Origin of the sequence: Neosynechococcus sphagnicola sy1 (assembly GCF_000775285.1) — a bacterium.
In the GTDB taxonomy this organism is placed as follows: Bacteria; Cyanobacteriota; Cyanobacteriia; order Neosynechococcales; family Neosynechococcaceae; genus Neosynechococcus; species Neosynechococcus sphagnicola.
The window spans coordinates 45,299-60,335 of record NZ_JJML01000014.1 but is presented as its reverse complement, the minus strand read 5'-3'; the positions used below and the strand labels follow the sequence as shown (position 1 = coordinate 60,335).

At 50.3% G+C, this 15,037-nt stretch carries 17 protein-coding genes and 1 pseudogene; 16 read left to right on the top strand and 2 right to left on the bottom strand.

The window, feature by feature from the left end:
• Positions 1-35: 35 nt before the first annotated feature.
• Complete coding sequence (locus tag DO97_RS06435) at positions 36-863, bottom strand: metallophosphoesterase family protein (protein ID WP_052128464.1); 828 nt, start codon at positions 861-863, stop codon at positions 36-38.
• Positions 864-1,009: 146 nt separating this feature from the next.
• On the opposite strand from DO97_RS06435, the gene rfbF reads away from it, so the two are divergent.
• The 11 genes from rfbF (at position 1,010) to DO97_RS22035 (ending at position 10,250) form a co-directional block, all read left to right on the top strand.
• Positions 1,010-1,789 (top strand): glucose-1-phosphate cytidylyltransferase, encoded by a 780-nt coding sequence (gene rfbF / locus DO97_RS06430; protein ID WP_036531885.1) that lies wholly within the window; start codon positions 1,010-1,012, stop codon positions 1,787-1,789.
• Positions 1,782-2,780, top strand: coding sequence for a GDP-mannose 4,6-dehydratase (locus DO97_RS06425; protein WP_036531883.1), 999 nt, complete (start codon positions 1,782-1,784; stop codon positions 2,778-2,780). Before rfbF ends, DO97_RS06425 begins: the two co-directional genes overlap by 8 nt.
• A complete protein-coding gene (locus tag DO97_RS06420; RefSeq protein WP_036531881.1) occupies positions 2,777-3,226 on the top strand; it encodes a dTDP-4-dehydrorhamnose 3,5-epimerase family protein in 450 nt (149 codons plus the stop codon). The genes DO97_RS06425 and DO97_RS06420 overlap by 4 nt, the downstream gene beginning before the upstream one ends.
• Positions 3,223-4,176 (top strand): NAD-dependent epimerase/dehydratase family protein, encoded by a 954-nt coding sequence (locus DO97_RS06415; RefSeq protein WP_036531880.1) that lies wholly within the window; start codon positions 3,223-3,225, stop codon positions 4,174-4,176. The genes DO97_RS06420 and DO97_RS06415 overlap by 4 nt, the downstream gene beginning before the upstream one ends.
• Positions 4,173-5,261, top strand: coding sequence for a glycosyltransferase (locus DO97_RS20750; RefSeq protein WP_081980652.1), 1,089 nt, complete (start codon positions 4,173-4,175; stop codon positions 5,259-5,261). The genes DO97_RS06415 and DO97_RS20750 overlap by 4 nt, the downstream gene beginning before the upstream one ends.
• A gap of 106 nt (positions 5,262-5,367) precedes the next feature.
• Positions 5,368-7,074 carry a GDP-mannose 4,6-dehydratase gene (locus tag DO97_RS22990; protein ID WP_052128462.1) on the top strand — a complete coding sequence of 569 codons (1,707 nt, stop codon included), beginning with the start codon at positions 5,368-5,370 and terminating at the stop codon, positions 7,072-7,074.
• Between the two features lie 23 nt (positions 7,075-7,097).
• Positions 7,098-7,526, top strand: a complete 429-nt coding sequence (locus DO97_RS30125; protein ID WP_036531878.1) for an NAD-dependent epimerase/dehydratase family protein — start codon at positions 7,098-7,100, stop codon at positions 7,524-7,526.
• Positions 7,456-7,941 (top strand): NAD-dependent epimerase/dehydratase family protein, encoded by a 486-nt coding sequence (locus DO97_RS06395; RefSeq protein ID WP_420805858.1) that lies wholly within the window; start codon positions 7,456-7,458, stop codon positions 7,939-7,941. The genes DO97_RS30125 and DO97_RS06395 overlap by 71 nt, the downstream gene beginning before the upstream one ends.
• Before the next feature lie 17 nt (positions 7,942-7,958).
• Positions 7,959-8,690, top strand: a complete 732-nt coding sequence (locus tag DO97_RS06390) for a glycosyltransferase (RefSeq protein ID WP_036531875.1) — start codon at positions 7,959-7,961, stop codon at positions 8,688-8,690.
• On the top strand, positions 8,687-9,304 hold the full coding sequence (locus DO97_RS06385; RefSeq protein ID WP_162182952.1) for a glycosyltransferase family 4 protein: 618 nt from the start codon (positions 8,687-8,689) through the stop codon (positions 9,302-9,304). Before DO97_RS06390 ends, DO97_RS06385 begins: the two co-directional genes overlap by 4 nt.
• 226 nt (positions 9,305-9,530) lie before the next feature.
• Positions 9,531-10,250 carry a hypothetical protein gene (locus tag DO97_RS22035; protein ID WP_193365060.1) on the top strand — a complete coding sequence of 240 codons (720 nt, stop codon included), beginning with the start codon at positions 9,531-9,533 and terminating at the stop codon, positions 10,248-10,250.
• Between the two features lie 78 nt (positions 10,251-10,328).
• On the opposite strand, the gene DO97_RS06380 is transcribed toward DO97_RS22035, so the two are convergent.
• Positions 10,329-10,949, bottom strand: coding sequence for a class I SAM-dependent methyltransferase (locus tag DO97_RS06380; protein WP_036531872.1), 621 nt, complete (start codon positions 10,947-10,949; stop codon positions 10,329-10,331).
• Between the two features lie 326 nt (positions 10,950-11,275).
• Between DO97_RS06380 and DO97_RS06375 the strand changes: the two genes are divergently transcribed.
• From DO97_RS06375 to DO97_RS30120, 5 genes and pseudogenes are all read left to right on the top strand, one after another.
• On the top strand, positions 11,276-12,130 hold the full coding sequence (locus DO97_RS06375; RefSeq protein ID WP_156120470.1) for a class I SAM-dependent methyltransferase: 855 nt from the start codon (positions 11,276-11,278) through the stop codon (positions 12,128-12,130).
• Between the two features lie 17 nt (positions 12,131-12,147).
• Positions 12,148-13,134 carry an FkbM family methyltransferase gene (locus DO97_RS06370; RefSeq protein WP_036531870.1) on the top strand — a complete coding sequence of 329 codons (987 nt, stop codon included), beginning with the start codon at positions 12,148-12,150 and terminating at the stop codon, positions 13,132-13,134.
• Between the two features lie 27 nt (positions 13,135-13,161).
• On the top strand, positions 13,162-14,151 hold the full coding sequence (locus DO97_RS06365; RefSeq protein WP_081980655.1) for an NAD-dependent epimerase/dehydratase family protein: 990 nt from the start codon (positions 13,162-13,164) through the stop codon (positions 14,149-14,151).
• Between the two features lie 15 nt (positions 14,152-14,166).
• Positions 14,167-14,655 carry a DegT/DnrJ/EryC1/StrS family aminotransferase gene (locus tag DO97_RS24960; RefSeq protein WP_204368513.1) on the top strand — a complete coding sequence of 163 codons (489 nt, stop codon included), beginning with the start codon at positions 14,167-14,169 and terminating at the stop codon, positions 14,653-14,655.
• Positions 14,570-14,941, top strand: a pseudogene (locus DO97_RS30120) (DegT/DnrJ/EryC1/StrS family aminotransferase); the annotation flags it as partial. The gene DO97_RS24960 and the pseudogene DO97_RS30120, both read left to right, overlap by 86 nt.
• Positions 14,942-15,037 lie beyond the last annotated feature (96 nt).

Genomic DNA, 15,037 nt, shown 5'->3' with positions numbered 1-15,037 from the left:
GCTTGAGAATCCCGAACGTATCATCATTGCGAACTTCACTCTCGGGGTTGCACCTTGATAAAGGGATACAGGCTTTTCCCCCCTGTCCCCACTACAAACTCCCGAATTCCTCGCTGGGGATCGGCGATCGCGGCGGGAGTTTGGGGAGCAAAGCGTTCGTAATCGTGGTCATGTCCGTTCAGGACAATCTCGGCTCCTGCCTGGTATAAATCCTGCCAGAAGGCATCAGTAGCCGCATTATTACCGTGCAATGCTGAAGAAAACCGGGGTTGATGCCAATAGGCCAAGGTACACTTGGCCGGATGCTTTGCTAAGTCTGCCTTTAACCACTGTTCTTGGGCAGAGCCAGCCTGACATCCTACCTTAGTACAATTGGCATTCAGCGCAATCAAATGCCAAGCCCCAATATCAAAGCTGTAATAGCCTTTGTCTTTGGCACCAGCCGCCCCGCCAAAATAACTGAAGTAACCTGCTGCCCCTGGGGTTCCATACTCATGATTCCCCACCGCTGGATGGGTGATCGCTTTCACTCGCCCCCAAGTCAAATCATAGGATTTTTGGAACTTGACTAAGGCTCCATCCTCGTACTGGAGATCGCCTAGGGCCAACACAGCCTCAAACCTTTGCGCCATCAACAGGTCAGAGGTGGCTTGCATGTGGCAGGTCTGTCCGGCTTGCCGCCCATTGATATTGCTGTTCATGGTTGGCTCACAGGCAATATCCCCAGCCGCAGCAATGACCGGATCGCTAGGGCTGTTGACCGCAGCAGCCAGTCTAGAGGGGGCAGACTGGAGCGTTACCAAGATAGCTCCAAGGCTACCGATCAAAACAGCACTTACAATAACTGCGATGGATTTACCCATGTTTCCTCAAGTTCACCAAAACCCCAGCGCCGCTATAAGCTTAGGTTATAGCAGTTTTTCCGAGACAATTCGTGTCTACCGTGCTTGGCTTCCCGCAGGATTAGCAAAATTTGGGGTAGACTGATCAGGTTTCCGTGAGATCAGGCATGCAAGTAGTGATTCTGTGCGGCGGTAAAGGCACCCGCCTCCGGGAGGAAACTGAGTTTAAGCCCAAACCGATGGTGGAAATTGGGGGCAAGCCCATCCTCTGGCACATCATGAAAACCTATGCCCACTTCGGGTTGACAGACTTCATCCTCTGCCTTGGCTACCGGGGCGATGTGATTAAGCAGTTTTTTCTCAACTATGAATGGCTCCACAGCAACTTTACGATTGAGTTGGGGAGTCAGCGCCGCCAATTACTCGATCAACACCCTGAGACTAACTGGCGCGTGACGCTGGTGGATACGGGCTTAGAGTCGATGACGGGGGCACGGGTAAAGCGCATTGAACCATACATTGAGGGTGAGACCTTTATGTTGACCTACGGCGACGGGGTTAGTAACCTCAACCTCGACGACCTCCTCAACTTTCATCATGCCCACGGCAAAATTGGCACCGTCACCGGGGTCTCCCCGCCCTCTCGCTATGGGGAATTGGGGATTGAAGGGGATCAGGTGCTGTCGTTTCGGGAGAAACCCCAAGTGCAGCAGGCCTTTATCAGTGGAGGGTATTTTGTCTTTAACCGCTTAGTGTTTGAATACCTCACCCCCGAGGGGAGCTGTGTGCTGGAGCGAGAACCCCTAGAACAATTAACCAGTCAAGGGCAGATGAAGGTCTATCACCACCGAGGGTTTTGGCAGTGCATGGATACTCTCCGGGACTATGAGTATCTCAAAGAACTGTGGCAGCAGGGGCAGGCACCATGGAGCGTCTGGGATGCGTAACCCCTGGTTGAGATGTCCTGTGTTGATAACTGGCTGTAGTGGATTTCTCGGAGGCTGGTTGACCCAGGAGTTGATCCATCGGGGAGCCCAGGTGGTGGGGTTAGTCAGGGATTGGGTACCTGACTCCCGATTGTTTCGAGAGCAACTCGACCAGCAGATGATTCGGGTTTCAGGAACCGTTGAAGATGCTGTCACCCTGGAGCGCATCCTCAATGAATATGAAATTCAGACCGTCTTTCATCTAGCGGCTCAAACCATTGTTGGCATTGCCAATCGCAATCCCATTTCTACCTTTGAAACCAACATCAAAGGTACCTGGAATCTCCTGGAAGCCTGTCGGCGGGTGTCAACGGTGCAGCGGATTGTGATTGCCTCCAGTGACAAAGCCTATGGAGTGCAATCCCAGCTTCCCTATACGGAAGCCAGTCCGCTCCAAGGCTACTTTCCCTATGACGTGTCTAAAAGCTGTGCTGATTTAATTGCCCATACTTATTACAAAACCTATAATTTGCCGGTGTGTATTACCCGCTGTGGCAATCTCTATGGCGGGGGCGACTTGAATTTTAATCGCCTGATTCCGGGTACAATTCAATCACTGTTGGCGGGAGAACCACCGATTATTCGCAGTAATGGTCAGTTCATTCGCGATTATTTCTATGTGAAAGATGCAGTGCTAGCCTACCTGTGTCTAGCCGAAAAGATGGGGGAAACAGGAGTCGTGGGGCAAGCTTTTAATTTCAGTAACGAAAGTCAAGCCACTGCCTTAGCAGTGGTTCAACAGCTGATTCAAGTGATGGGGCGATCGGACTTGTCCCCTGTGATTCTCAATCAAGCCCACCACGAAATTCCCCATCAATATCTGTCGGCGCAACACGCGAGAAACTGCTTGGGGTGGACTCCTGCCTATGACCTAGACCAGGGATTAAGGGAAACCGTCGCTTGGTATCGAAATTATCTTTCCCAAGGATATCAGGAGGGCAAGCCAGCATGATTGAGGGTGTTCAGAGCCATCCCCTCCGCCGAATCCCCGATGAGCGGGGCACGATTTTCCATATGTTGCGAATGGATGATCCCCATTTTCAGCAGTTTGGGGAGATTTATTTTTCCAAGGTCTATCCAGGAGTGATTAAGGGGTGGCATCTCCATAAACGCATGACTCTGAATTATGCAGTCATCTGCGGCATGGTAAAGCTGGTTCTCTATGACGATCGCCCAGATTCGGAGACCAAAGGCGTGGTGCAAGAGTTATTTCTCGGACCCGATCAGTACCAATTGGTCACCATTCCGCCCTTGATCTGGAATGGATTTAAAGGGATTGGGGTGGAGCCTGCCATGGTCGCCAATTGTGCCACGCTCCCCCATGAGGCCACTGAGATTGAACGCAAAGACCCTTTTGATCCCTCTATTCCCTACGATTGGGCCTTAAAGCATCGATGAAGGTCTTGATTACGGGGGCCCTGGGCTATATTGGCGGTCAGCTGGTGGAGCAGTTGCGTCAGCGTTCGGACTGTCAGTTACGCCTCCTGGTGCGCCGGGACCCCCTGGAGTTACAAGCTTGGGTGTCAGGGCTTGAAGTTTGGCAAGGTGACCTGACCCAACCCCAGACCCTGAGAGGCATTGGGGATGGCATTGATCGGGTGATTCACCTAGCGGCCTTGGATGCCCCCAGCTGTCAACGGGATCCCGTGGCAGCGTTGCGGGTCAATGTTGAGGGCACGTTAAATCTCTGGGCCGCCGTAGGATCTGCCCCTGCTCAGTTGATTTATCTGTCAACCTTTCATGTCTATGGGGCCAATGGCCGCGATCGCGTGACGGAGGAGACTCCCTTAGCCCCAATTCATCCCTATGGCAGTACCCACGGGATGGCAGAACTCTACACCACCATGTACGCCCGTCAGCGCCAACAGGGAGCCACTATTCTCCGTCTCTCTAATTCCTACGGTCCCCCCCTCACCCCCGATGTCAACTGCTGGACGATTGTGATCAACGATTTATGTCGTCAGGCGATCGCGCAACAACGCCTAGTACTGAGGTCTTCGGGGTTGCAAGTCCGCGACTTTATTGCCTTAAGGGATGTGGTCGCTGCCATTGAACAGGTGATGCGCCAGCCTGCCCCTGAGATTCAGACCCTAAACCTGGGGGGCCTCAAAACCTACAGTATTTTAGAAGTTGCCCAGGCCGTACAAGGGATTTATCAGACGGATTACGGACGTCACTTGCCGCTGGAGCGCCCCCAACCCTTGCCCCAGGAGACTCCTGGTAGCTTAGACTTTCGCTGCGATCGGCTACAGGCTTGGGGGTGGAGACCCCACATCAGTTTGACCGACAATATTCGCCAGACCTTACGGTTCTGCCAACAACACTTCTCGCCCCGGCAGGAGTCATGATGACCTTTGTCAGTGTGATTATGACGGTTCGCAATGGAGAACCCTACGTTGAGGCTGCGATCGCCAGTCTCTTGGGGCAGACCGACCCTGACTTTGAACTGATCCTGGTGGACAACGGTTCCACGGATCGATCGGTGCAGATCGCCCGTCACTTCCAGGACGATCGCATTCGTATCATTGAACTGGGTCGGGATATTGGTCGCACCCCCGCCTTAAATGTTGGGGTGGAGCAGGCGCGGGGAGATTATCTGGCGATTCAAGACGCAGATGATCTCTCTCGCCCCCAGCGATTGGCAATCCAAAGAGCCTTTCTCTCCGCCCACCCCGAAATTGCCCTGCTGACCAGTCGCTATCGCTATATTGATGCCAGCGGTCAGCAACTGTTTGAACCGCCACCGCCCATCAGCGACGTTCAAACTACCTGGAATTTATTGTTTATCAACTGTCTGGCTCACTCCAGCATGATGGTACGCGCCAGCTTGTTACGCGCTTACGGCGGTTACAACCCTGCCTTTTCCTGGGCCCAGGACTACGAGTTATATGGGCAGTTCCTGCGACAGGGAGCCAAAATCGCGGTATTACCGGAGATCTTGGCCGATATTCGTTGGCATCCCCAATCCTTGTCCCAGGTTGTCGATCAGCCAACTCGCCGAGAGCCGTTGCAAACCAGTGTGGTTAATGTTCAGACCTGGTTGCCAACCTGGTCAACCCAGCGCTTAACCCTGGCCTTGATGCCCCTGAGTCAAAAAATCTTGCCGACATCGGCTCCAGCAGCCACCGACACCATTGTCCTCCTGGCGGAACTATTGCCTGTGTTTGTGCAGCAGCGATCGCTGAACGTGGCTGCCCAGCAAACCCTGCGGCAGGATATCGCTGCCACGATTTGGACTCTGGTGACCACTGCGGATGCGCAACATCAGGGGGCGATCGCCCGTGCCTACGTCTGGACAACCCTGCGCTACTTTGGCTGGGGGATGTTCCGCCACCATTTAATTCCCCACCGGTGGTTATTTGCCCGCCTGTTGTTCGGTGCCAGGGTGGCGAATCGGTTGTTGGCACTGTCGCGGTTGCGACAGCGCCTGTGATCTCTGCGATTGATGCCTGTCTCCGAGCCTTCCACGGGCAAGTTCCTGATTGCGACCCTCAACCGTGTAGAATCGGTAGGGTGTTTCAGGGCCAAGTCTTGGCAGAATGAAGACCGTGATTCTCTGCGGTGGTCGTGGTACACGATTGCAGCCGTTAACCAATCAAATCCCCAAGCCGCTGATTCCCCTACAGGGCCAACCCATTCTGCAACACCTGGTGAGTTCGTACATTCGCAAAGGATTCCGGGAGTTTGTGCTCTGCATTGGCTACCGGGGAGAGATGATCCAGGAGTTCTTTTGTCAAACTCCCTTAGACGCGGCGTTTGAATTTTCCCAGGCAGGGGAACGGGCCAGCATGTTAGCACGGCTGCACCAGGCGCAAGACCTCATGGGAGATCGCGCCTTTATTGCCTACGGTGACACCCTGATTGATGTCAATCTACCCGCGATGTTGGCGGATCATCAGGCCAGTGGTGCCAAAATTACGATCACCACCGCTAAGGTCAAAAGTCCCTTTGGTTTAGTCACCGCCGATGGCGATCGCTGGGTCAGTTCCTTTAAGGAAAAACCCCTCCAGGTATACTATGTGGGGCATATGCTCCTCGAGCGCTCCGTCCTGGAGCACCTTGACCCTGAACTCTTGCGATTACCGGATGGAGAAGGGCTGGTGCAACTCTTTGGACAGTTGATTGCCCAGCGGCAATTACGGATGTATGCCTACCCAGGGCCGCAGATCACCTTTAATACCCCCCAGGAATTAGATCAGGCTGAGCGGGATTTTGTTGCKTTTTTTCACCCAGCAGGAGGAACCGGATTGTCCCTAGCACGTAAAAAAGTTTTGGTGACGGGTGGCAGTGGCTTCATTGGTTCCCATCTGTGTCGCCGTTTGGTCGAGGCCGGGGCCGAAGTCTCCGTCCTCGTCAAGTACTACTCTGTGATTGACAATATTCGGATTGTCGGATTTTGGGAGCACATCACCCCCATTGAAGCCGATCTTCGCAACCCGGACTCCCTGCGGCAGATTCAGCGCCTTCAGCCCGATATCATTTTTCACCTGGCTGCCTACAACCATGTCGGGGACAGTTTTCTCCAGGTTTCTGAGGCGATGGAATGTAATGCCAAAGGCACCGCAAACTTGTTTGAGTCCTATGAAGACTATCAGCGCTTGATCTATATCTCCACCTCCGAGGTCTATGGTCTCCAAGCCAGCGTCCCCTTTCAAGAGCAGGCAACGCCCTTTCCTCTCTCTCCCTACGCTGTCGGCAAATACGCGGGGGAACTCTATGCCCGGATGAAACATCATTCTGTCCATAAACCTGTTGTGGTGCTCCGTCCCTTCAATGCCTATGGGCCTTATCAAAGTCCTCGGGCGGTAATTGCTGAACTGATTATTAAGTGCCTGCGCGGTGAGGATATTATTACCACGGCAGGACGGCAAACCCGCGAGTTCAACTTTGTCGAGAATCTGGTCGATGGGTTTATCCTCGCAGCCACCTGCCCCGAGGCTGTGGGTGAGGTGATCAACCTCGGGTGTGGGGTAGAAACCAGCATCCGGGATTTAGTTCATCGCATTCATACCTTGACCGACTCTCAATCGCAACTGCGGGTGGGAGAACTGCCCGATCGCCCAGGGGAAATCTGGCGCATGTGTGCGGATAACCAAAAAGCCCAACAATTACTGGGGTGGAGTCCCCAGGTAGATCTGGATCAGGGTCTGCAGTTGACCATTGAGTGGTTTCGCCGCTACTTAGCTCAGTTTTCTGACTTAAAATCCCCCCTGCGAGCCCTGAGTCATCGAGCCAGTTGGGTATGAGTTCCAGGCCAAGCTCCTGCCTCGTGACCGGTAGCAGCGGATTTATCGGTCAGCACCTAGTACCTTACTTGCAGTCCCAGGGATGGGAAGTCACAACCTGGCAGGGGGATGTCCGGATGCTGGCTGGCTGTACCGCCAAGGTGGAGGTGGTGCTGCATCTGGCAGCGGTGGTGCGATCGCAGCAGTTTGCGGCTGCGCCCCATGAGGCATGGGACGTGAATGTGGGGGGCACCTTAGCGGCATTGAACTATTGCCAGCGAGTGGGCGCTCGGTGTGTCCTCACCTCCACCAGTGGTATCTACCAGGGTCATACCGATGCCACCCCCGGTCCCAGAAACGGCGGTTCTCTCCCCCAGTCGTCCCTACAGCCTCAGCAAGTATCTGGCAGAGCAACTGTGTCGCCAACAGGCATCGGCTTGGCAAGTGCCTGCGGTGTGTTTACGGCTGTTTAATGTCTATGGGCCAGGACAGCATCCCTCGTTTCTCGTGCCCTACGTGATCAGCTGTCTTGTTCACCAGCAACCCCTCGTTTTACGGATGCCCGAAGCGTTGCGAGATTTCATCTACGTTGCCGATGTGGTGACGGCCCTAGAGCAAGCGGCTCAGTTGACCGTCCCTGGGTTTCATATTTTTAATATTGGCAGTGGCCAAGCGGTGCAGGTGATGGAATTGGTTCAACTGGCGGAGTCAGTGTTTGGAGCTGCCGTCGAGTGGGAGATCGCCTCGGCTGAGTCGGGAGAACTGACGACCATGATTGCCGATATTCGCCAAGCCCAGCAGGTCTTGAACTGGACACCCCAGGTGAGTTTGCGAGAGGGATTGCTGCAAATTCATGCCCAATGGGCATTGGCTCAAGACCCTGCTTAACCCCGAAATCAATGTCTATGCAGCGCCCCCTACGGATCTGTTATTTAGCTCCTCTCCTCGGCACCCACACCCGCCGCTGTTTGAACTATTTTCATCAACGGGGTCATGAAGTCTATGCCTGGGTTGATTTCCAGCAAGGTTTTCGGCGCTGGCCCCTCCCAGAAGAGGTGCTCAATCCTCCCCCTGCTGAGAAGATAATTGCACCAGATTCCGTGGCTCCAGTTCCAGGGAATGCAGGGGCGTTAGGGAGTCATCAGGGGCGATCGCGGCTCCAAGGCTTACCTCTCGGAGTGGGACAACTATTACGATGGCTTTACCGCTGGGTCAGTTACCCCCTCACCTGGATTGAACCCTGGATGACCCTGCGCCAAAGACAACAACAATTACGGCGGCTGATTGCTGAAGTTCAACCGGATGTGGTGCATGCCCTCTGGCTATGGGGCAATGCCTTTGATGCTCACTTAATCGGTCTCCGTCCCTGGTTGGTTACGGCTTGGGGATCGGATATCCGTGAGGCTCATACCCTGTCCCGATGGGATCAGCTGCACCTAAGCAAAGCCTTAGGTGCAGCGAACGCTGTCACTGCTCCCTCTCCGGAGTTGTTGCAATGTTGTCAGCAAGTGGGGGGTCGGATTCAGCTCGCTGTTGGCAAATTGCCATGCCGGGGGTGGATGTGGCCAAGTTTGAGGCTGCCAATCCCCAGAACTCAGTGCTACAAGGCCTGGGGGTACCTCCAGGGGTGGAGGTGATTTTAAGTGCGAGAGCCCTGAAACCGTTTTACCGCATTCACAAAATCATTCAAGCTTTCGCAGCTGTCCAGCGGCAGCGTCCCCAAACCGCCCTAGTGATTCTCGATTATCTCAGTCAAGACGATTACCGACAGCAAATTCAACAGCAAATTCAAGATCTAGGTCTGACCCATCAGGTATATCTGTTTGAAAATATGCCCTGCCCATTTGAGCAGATGCCTGAACTTTATGCCGCCAGTTCGGTGATGGTTTCAATTCCCGAGGAAGATGGGATGCCCAACTCCATCTATGAGGCATTTGCGGTGGGTTGTCCGGTTGTAGCCTCTGACTTAAAAACCTATGATGGGGTGGTGGATCATGAAGACACTTGTCTGCGAGTTAATGGCAATCACCCAGCAGAAATAGCTGTAACAATTCTCCGCATCTTAGAGAATTCTTCCCTGCGCGATCGCCTGATTAGAAATGGTCGCAAAAAGGTTAAAACCCATGGAGATTTACCCATAGAAATGCAAAAAATGGAGCAGCTTTATTATCAGCTTTTAAGCCAATCCAAACACCAATCAAAGATTCATCAAACCCTCGGCACGATTTACAACTTCTTTACTTATTTATGATGACTCCAGTTGCTCTTTTAACGTTTAATCGACCCGAATTGACCCGTAGAGTTTTTGAAAGAATTAGAGCAGCTCAACCCCCAGCTCTACTCATTGTTAATGATGGCCCCCGTGAAAATCGACCTGATGACAATCAAAAATGTAAATTGGTTAGATCAATAGTTGATTTAGTTGATTGGAAGTGTGAGGTACTAACAAATTTTTCAGTAAAAAAATATGGGTAGTTATGCAAGAAATCTTAGTGGCCTTAACTGGATTTTTAATAATGTTGAAGAGGCAATTATTCTTGAAGATGATTGTTTCCCAGAGCCGACATTTTTTTGCTTATTGTGATGAATTACTTGAGCGGTATCGTAAAGACTCTAGAATCATGATTGTTTCAGGAGATAATTTTGATTTTGGCGTTAAGAGCACTATCTATAGTTATTATTTTTCACGATATTCACAAACATGGGGGTGGGCTTCTTGGGCTAGAACTTGGAAATTAGTTGATCCCAGCATGAATCTATGGCCAGAATTTAGAAATGCGCGAGGCTTAGAAAGTATGTTGACAACTCCTGCGGAAATTAAATATTGGGATTTTATCTTTCAAGGTATGTATTCAGGGGATTTTAATAAGGGGTGGGATTATTTGTTGCAGCTTTCATCATTTATGAATCATGGCTTATCAATCATCCCTAGTGTGAATTTAATTTCCAATATTGGATTCGATCATGATGCTACTCACACGACTGATAATACGCATTGCTTGGCAAACCTAGATACATTTCCAATTAATTTTCCGCTTCATCATCCTCCATATATATTCAGGCATGCTCAATCAGATAAAGATGTTCAAAAAAATGTTTTTGGAGATCAAGGTGAGGAGACAGATAAAAGTGAGGGTTTAATGAGTCGATTAGGTAGAAGGTTAAATTCTTCAATAAGAAGATTAACTGCACATTGAAAGAAAAACATATTTTAATTCCCTGTTGTTTTACATAAACATTAGATATGTAGAAATCATGATTGTGATTTGAAAATTCTATTTCTCGGCCTCTGCATAGATTGATTCAAAATCTCTCTCTATAAGATCGATATTGGAGTCAAACTTTCTCAGACGAACATTTTGAAAATTAGAGGATTTCAGAATGTGAATGAGATTTTCTTCGTCAAACATGTATTTATGATGACCATTCATATAGGCGATAAAATTTACATAGTCAATTTTTGTTGTATTATTATAAGCCGGCTTGTAGCCAAAAAATACATTTGAATCCAATGTGGAATTCAAATAAGCGTCGATATATATCCTGGCATTTGGCACACAAATTGAGAAATTTCCTCCTGGAACTAACACCCGTAAGCACTCACGCAGAAACACTTGGGCTTCGGTAAATGAAAGATGCTCCAAAAAATGAGATGAATACAGTTTTGAGATACTTTCATCTGGAAAGGGTATGCCCTTTCTTAAGTCCCAATAGATATCGCAGTTCTTTGTCGTATCTATTGTAATCCAACCATTTTTGCCTTTTTTGTTTCCAGCTCCAACTTCAATAAATATAGGCTTATTTTCTCTGATTAGTCGACCAATATAGTCCTTTAACTTCTGATGTTTTATGAAACCAATTATCGGACTAAAAATTCTATTAATTATTGCCCTCACTGGAATCACTCCTTTCTTTTTTGCTTTTTATGTAAACTTAACCACATTGGTTTGATCACGTGGTTTGCAAAGTAACCATGCAAATGGTATTGTACCTTGAAAATCTTGTAAGTGAGACTGGTTTCGGTTCCCAAATATCTCACATTTCCTTTACAATATGGTTGCTTGTGCGGGATCTTAAATCTTTCTCCACATCAGACGACTAGTTGGACGAGAAGAGACCTAAGACTGGCTCTGAAAGCAGTCACTAGTGTAACTTACGTTGCTCAAGAGATGCTGAAAAATTTATTAGATAAGAAGAGATGCTGAAAGAGCTAATCAGATCCATGACACCGCCCCTGGTTTGGCAATTGGCAAGGCGGCTATGGCTGAATCAACCGGTGCAAACCCCTGATTCATCGGTGCCAGAATGGGAATACATCCCGGAAGGATGGGACTATCTCGATCAACATCCAGAGGTCAAGGGATGGAATGTGTCGGAGGTGCTGGCGGTTTATCAGGAAAAGTGGCCGCGCTTTGTAGAAATGGTTCAAGGAACGACTCCCCTGGGAATCTCCCATGAGTCTAACCTGGCAACTAAAACCGATATTGTTAGTCACAACATCATGATCACCTTTGGCTATGCGATCGCCCTTGCAGCTCAAGGTCGGCAATCACTTACCTTTCTCGATTGGGGCGGGGGCATTGGGCACTATTATTTACTCAGCAAAGCCCTGCTGCCCAATATCACTATTAATTATCATTGTAAGGATGTGCCAGTCCTCACTAATTATGGACAGGAATTATTCCCCCATGCCCATTTTTACGCCGATGAATCTTGCCTCGAACAAACCTATGATTTTGTCCTCGTGAGTGGTTCATTACAGTTTTCACAGGATTGGTTGGGCATCTTAAATCGGTTGAGTCAGGTCACTGGTAATTATTTATTGGTGACCAACTGTCCTACTTTACAACAAACTCCTAGCTTTGTTTTTATTCAACGCCCTTACAAGTATGGCTATAATACAGAGTACTTAGGTTGGTGTCTGAATCGTCATGAATTAATTACCTGTTGTCAAACTGCTGGATTAGAACTAGTACGAGAGTTTGTCAATGGCCATCGCCCTCTGATTAAAAATGCACCGGAACAAAATGAATACCGGGGATTTTTGTTTCGTAAAACTGTAGGTAGCCACCCATAGTCTTCAATTCTAATCCTATGAATCCTGCGGTTAAAAAGCTTTTATCTCTGCATCAGCTTCAGCCAGTTTTGGTTGATATTGGGGCATCGGGAACACCACCCAAAATGTGGCAGGATCTAGCAGCTCAGTCTGTCTATGTTGGGTTTGATCCAGATGCCCGAGAGTTCGGTGAACCCCCCAGTGAAGTTTTCTACCAGTCGATTCTGGTCAATCAAGCAGTGACAGCTGATCCAGACACTACCGAAGCCTGTTTCTATCTCACCCACCACCCTCAATGCTCCAGTACCCTGGAGCCAGATACCCCCTTTCTCGAAAATTACCTATTCTCCCCCCTGTTCCGAGTCGTAGATCGGGTCAAAGCTCCGGCCACGACACTTAATGCGGTTGTAGAACAGTTTTCCTTACCCCAGATTGATTGGATCAAACTAGATTCCCAGGGAACTGATCTGCGATTGTTCAACAGTTTGGAGGAGACTCTACGATCCCATGTACTTGCGGTTGATATTGAACCTGGCCTGATGGATGCCTATCGAGGGGAAGACTTATTTGTCTCAGCCCACCCTAACCTGCTAAAACAAGGCTTTTGGCTTTCTGACTTACGGGTTGCGGGAGCTGTGCGAATGCGTTCGAGTACCATCGAAAAAATGACCACTCTTGACGCTGAAATTAATCGTGATCGTTGTCAAGCGGTGATCAAAAAAAGTCCTTACTGGTGTAATGCTCGTTACCTCAGAAGTCTGGAGTGGCTGGCCGAAAGTGAGTCCGGTCAACGAGACTATCTCCTATTATGGATTTTCTCCATGATTGATCAGCAATGGGGCTTTGCCTTTGAAGTGGGCATGGCTTATCAGCAGCGATTTGGTCAGGATACATCCGCAAAACTAATGCAAGCTGAACCCATGACTCAGATCAATCTAGCGGATCAAAACCTGCAAGCAGATACCACAACCGATCTATTCCAGCGCCTGCTCAATCGCATCAGATATAAATTCACGTCCCCTTAGTTTGTATTCAGTCAGAGAACAATCTTGATCCCAGATTATTTGCAATTTCAGGCCAAGAAAATATTGATCACTGGCGGATTGGGTTTCATTGGCTCGAACCTTGCCCATCGCCTTGTTGGTCTTGGAGCAGAGGTACTGCTTGTCGATACCCTGATTCCTGAATATGGTGGCAATCTTTTCAATATTGATGCGATTCAGCACCAGGTACGGATCAATATTTCAGATGTGCGAGACGAGCATAGTTTTCGCTATCTGGTGCAAGGGCAAGACTATCTGTTCAATCTGGCAGGTCAAACCAGTCACATGGATTCGATGCAAGATCCCTACACGGATTTAGAAATCAATTGCCGTGCTCAACTGTCAATCTTAGAAACCTGCCGCAAGTATAATCCGACAATTAAGATTTTGTTTGCAAGCACGCGCCAAATCTATGGTAAACCCGACTATTTACCCGTGGACGAACAGCATTTGCTGCGTCCGGTGGATGTGAATGGCATTAATAAAATGGCGGGGGAGTGGTATCACATTCTTTACAACAATGTTTATGGCATTCGTGCCTGTGCCCTCCGACTCACCAATACCATTGGGCCTCGGATGCGGATTAAAGATGCCCGACAGACCTTTCTCGGCGTCTGGATTCGTCGACTCCTGGAAAACCAACCCCTGGAAGTCTGGGGAGGTAGCCAACTGCGAGACTTTACCTATGTGGATGATGTGGTAGAGGCGTTGTTATTGGCTGGGTTGCAGCCAGAAGCCGATGGTCAGGTGTTTAACTTAGGGGGGGACTGCGTCATCAACCTTCAAGATCTGGCAGCGTTGCTGATTCAGGTGCATGGCAGCGGTAGTTACCACTTACATCCCTTCCCCAGCGATCGCAAACCCATTGATATTGGCGATTACTACGCTGACTTTCAGGCGATCCAATCACGGCTGGGGTGGCAACCCCAAACCTCCCTAAATCAAGCCCTGTCCAATACTCTCAGCTTTTATCGCCAATATTTGGCCCATTACTTGTAGCGCCATCCATCAACCATGCCCAGCATTCCCCAGACCAACCCCAAGGCCAGCTATTTAGCGCATCAAGCTGCGATCGATGCCGCGATCGCCCAGGTACTAACCAGTGGCTGGTATGTGCTGGGTCAGGAAGTCACGGCCTTTGAGCAGGAGTTCGCCCAGTACGTGGGGGTCAGTCATGGCCTGGGGGTTGCCAATGGCACCGATGCCCTGGTGATTGCCCTGCGAACCTGTGGCATTGAGTCAGGGGATCTGGTGATCACCGTTTCCCATACGGCAGTGGCAACCGTGGCGGCAATTGAACTGGTAGGGGCGGTGCCTCTGCTGGTGGATATTGATCCCCAAACTTATACCCTCGATCCCAATGCTCTCGAGGCCACCCTGCGGCAGTCCAGTCACTCGGGGGCGCCGTCCCAAGGCTGTGATCCCGGTGCATTTGTATGGACACAGCGCCGACCTGCCCAGGATTCTGGATCTTGCCCACCGCTATGGTCTGGTGGTGATTGAAGACTGTGCTCAATCCCATGGGGCTACCCTGGAAGGACGGATGACGGGTAGTTGGGGCACCATGGCGACCTTTAGCTTCTACCCGACCAAAAATCTCGGAGCCTTGGGGGATGGAGGGCTGGTGGTCACCGACGATCCCAGGTTAGCGGCAAAAGCACGACAGCTGCGGGAATATGGCTGGAAACAGCGCTATATCAGTGAAATTCCAGGGATGAACAGCCGCTTGGATGAGATTCAAGCCGCGATTTTGCGGGTAAAGTTACAAGCACTGGATAGAGACAATGCCCAGCGGCAGCAGCTAGCTGAGGTGTATCAGCGGAGGCTGAGCCAGACCAATCTGACGCTACCCCCCCGCTCAGGCTCCGGTCAACCCCGTCTTCCA

Coding starts and splice junctions, on each gene's coding strand:
- DO97_RS06435 (WP_052128464.1), bottom strand. CDS start 863: ATGGGTAAATCCATCGCAGTTATTGTAAGTGCTGTTTTGATCGGTAGC.
- rfbF (WP_036531885.1), top strand. CDS start 1,010: ATGCAAGTAGTGATTCTGTGCGGCGGTAAAGGCACCCGCCTCCGGGAG.
- DO97_RS06425 (WP_036531883.1), top strand. CDS start 1,782: ATGCGTAACCCCTGGTTGAGATGTCCTGTGTTGATAACTGGCTGTAGT.
- DO97_RS06420 (WP_036531881.1), top strand. CDS start 2,777: ATGATTGAGGGTGTTCAGAGCCATCCCCTCCGCCGAATCCCCGATGAG.
- DO97_RS06415 (WP_036531880.1), top strand. CDS start 3,223: ATGAAGGTCTTGATTACGGGGGCCCTGGGCTATATTGGCGGTCAGCTG.
- DO97_RS20750 (WP_081980652.1), top strand. CDS start 4,173: ATGATGACCTTTGTCAGTGTGATTATGACGGTTCGCAATGGAGAACCC.
- DO97_RS06390 (WP_036531875.1), top strand. CDS start 7,959: ATGCAGCGCCCCCTACGGATCTGTTATTTAGCTCCTCTCCTCGGCACC.
- DO97_RS22035 (WP_193365060.1), top strand. CDS start 9,531: ATGCAAGAAATCTTAGTGGCCTTAACTGGATTTTTAATAATGTTGAAG.
- DO97_RS06375 (WP_156120470.1), top strand. CDS start 11,276: ATGACACCGCCCCTGGTTTGGCAATTGGCAAGGCGGCTATGGCTGAAT.
- DO97_RS06370 (WP_036531870.1), top strand. CDS start 12,148: ATGAATCCTGCGGTTAAAAAGCTTTTATCTCTGCATCAGCTTCAGCCA.
- DO97_RS24960 (WP_204368513.1), top strand. CDS start 14,167: ATGCCCAGCATTCCCCAGACCAACCCCAAGGCCAGCTATTTAGCGCAT.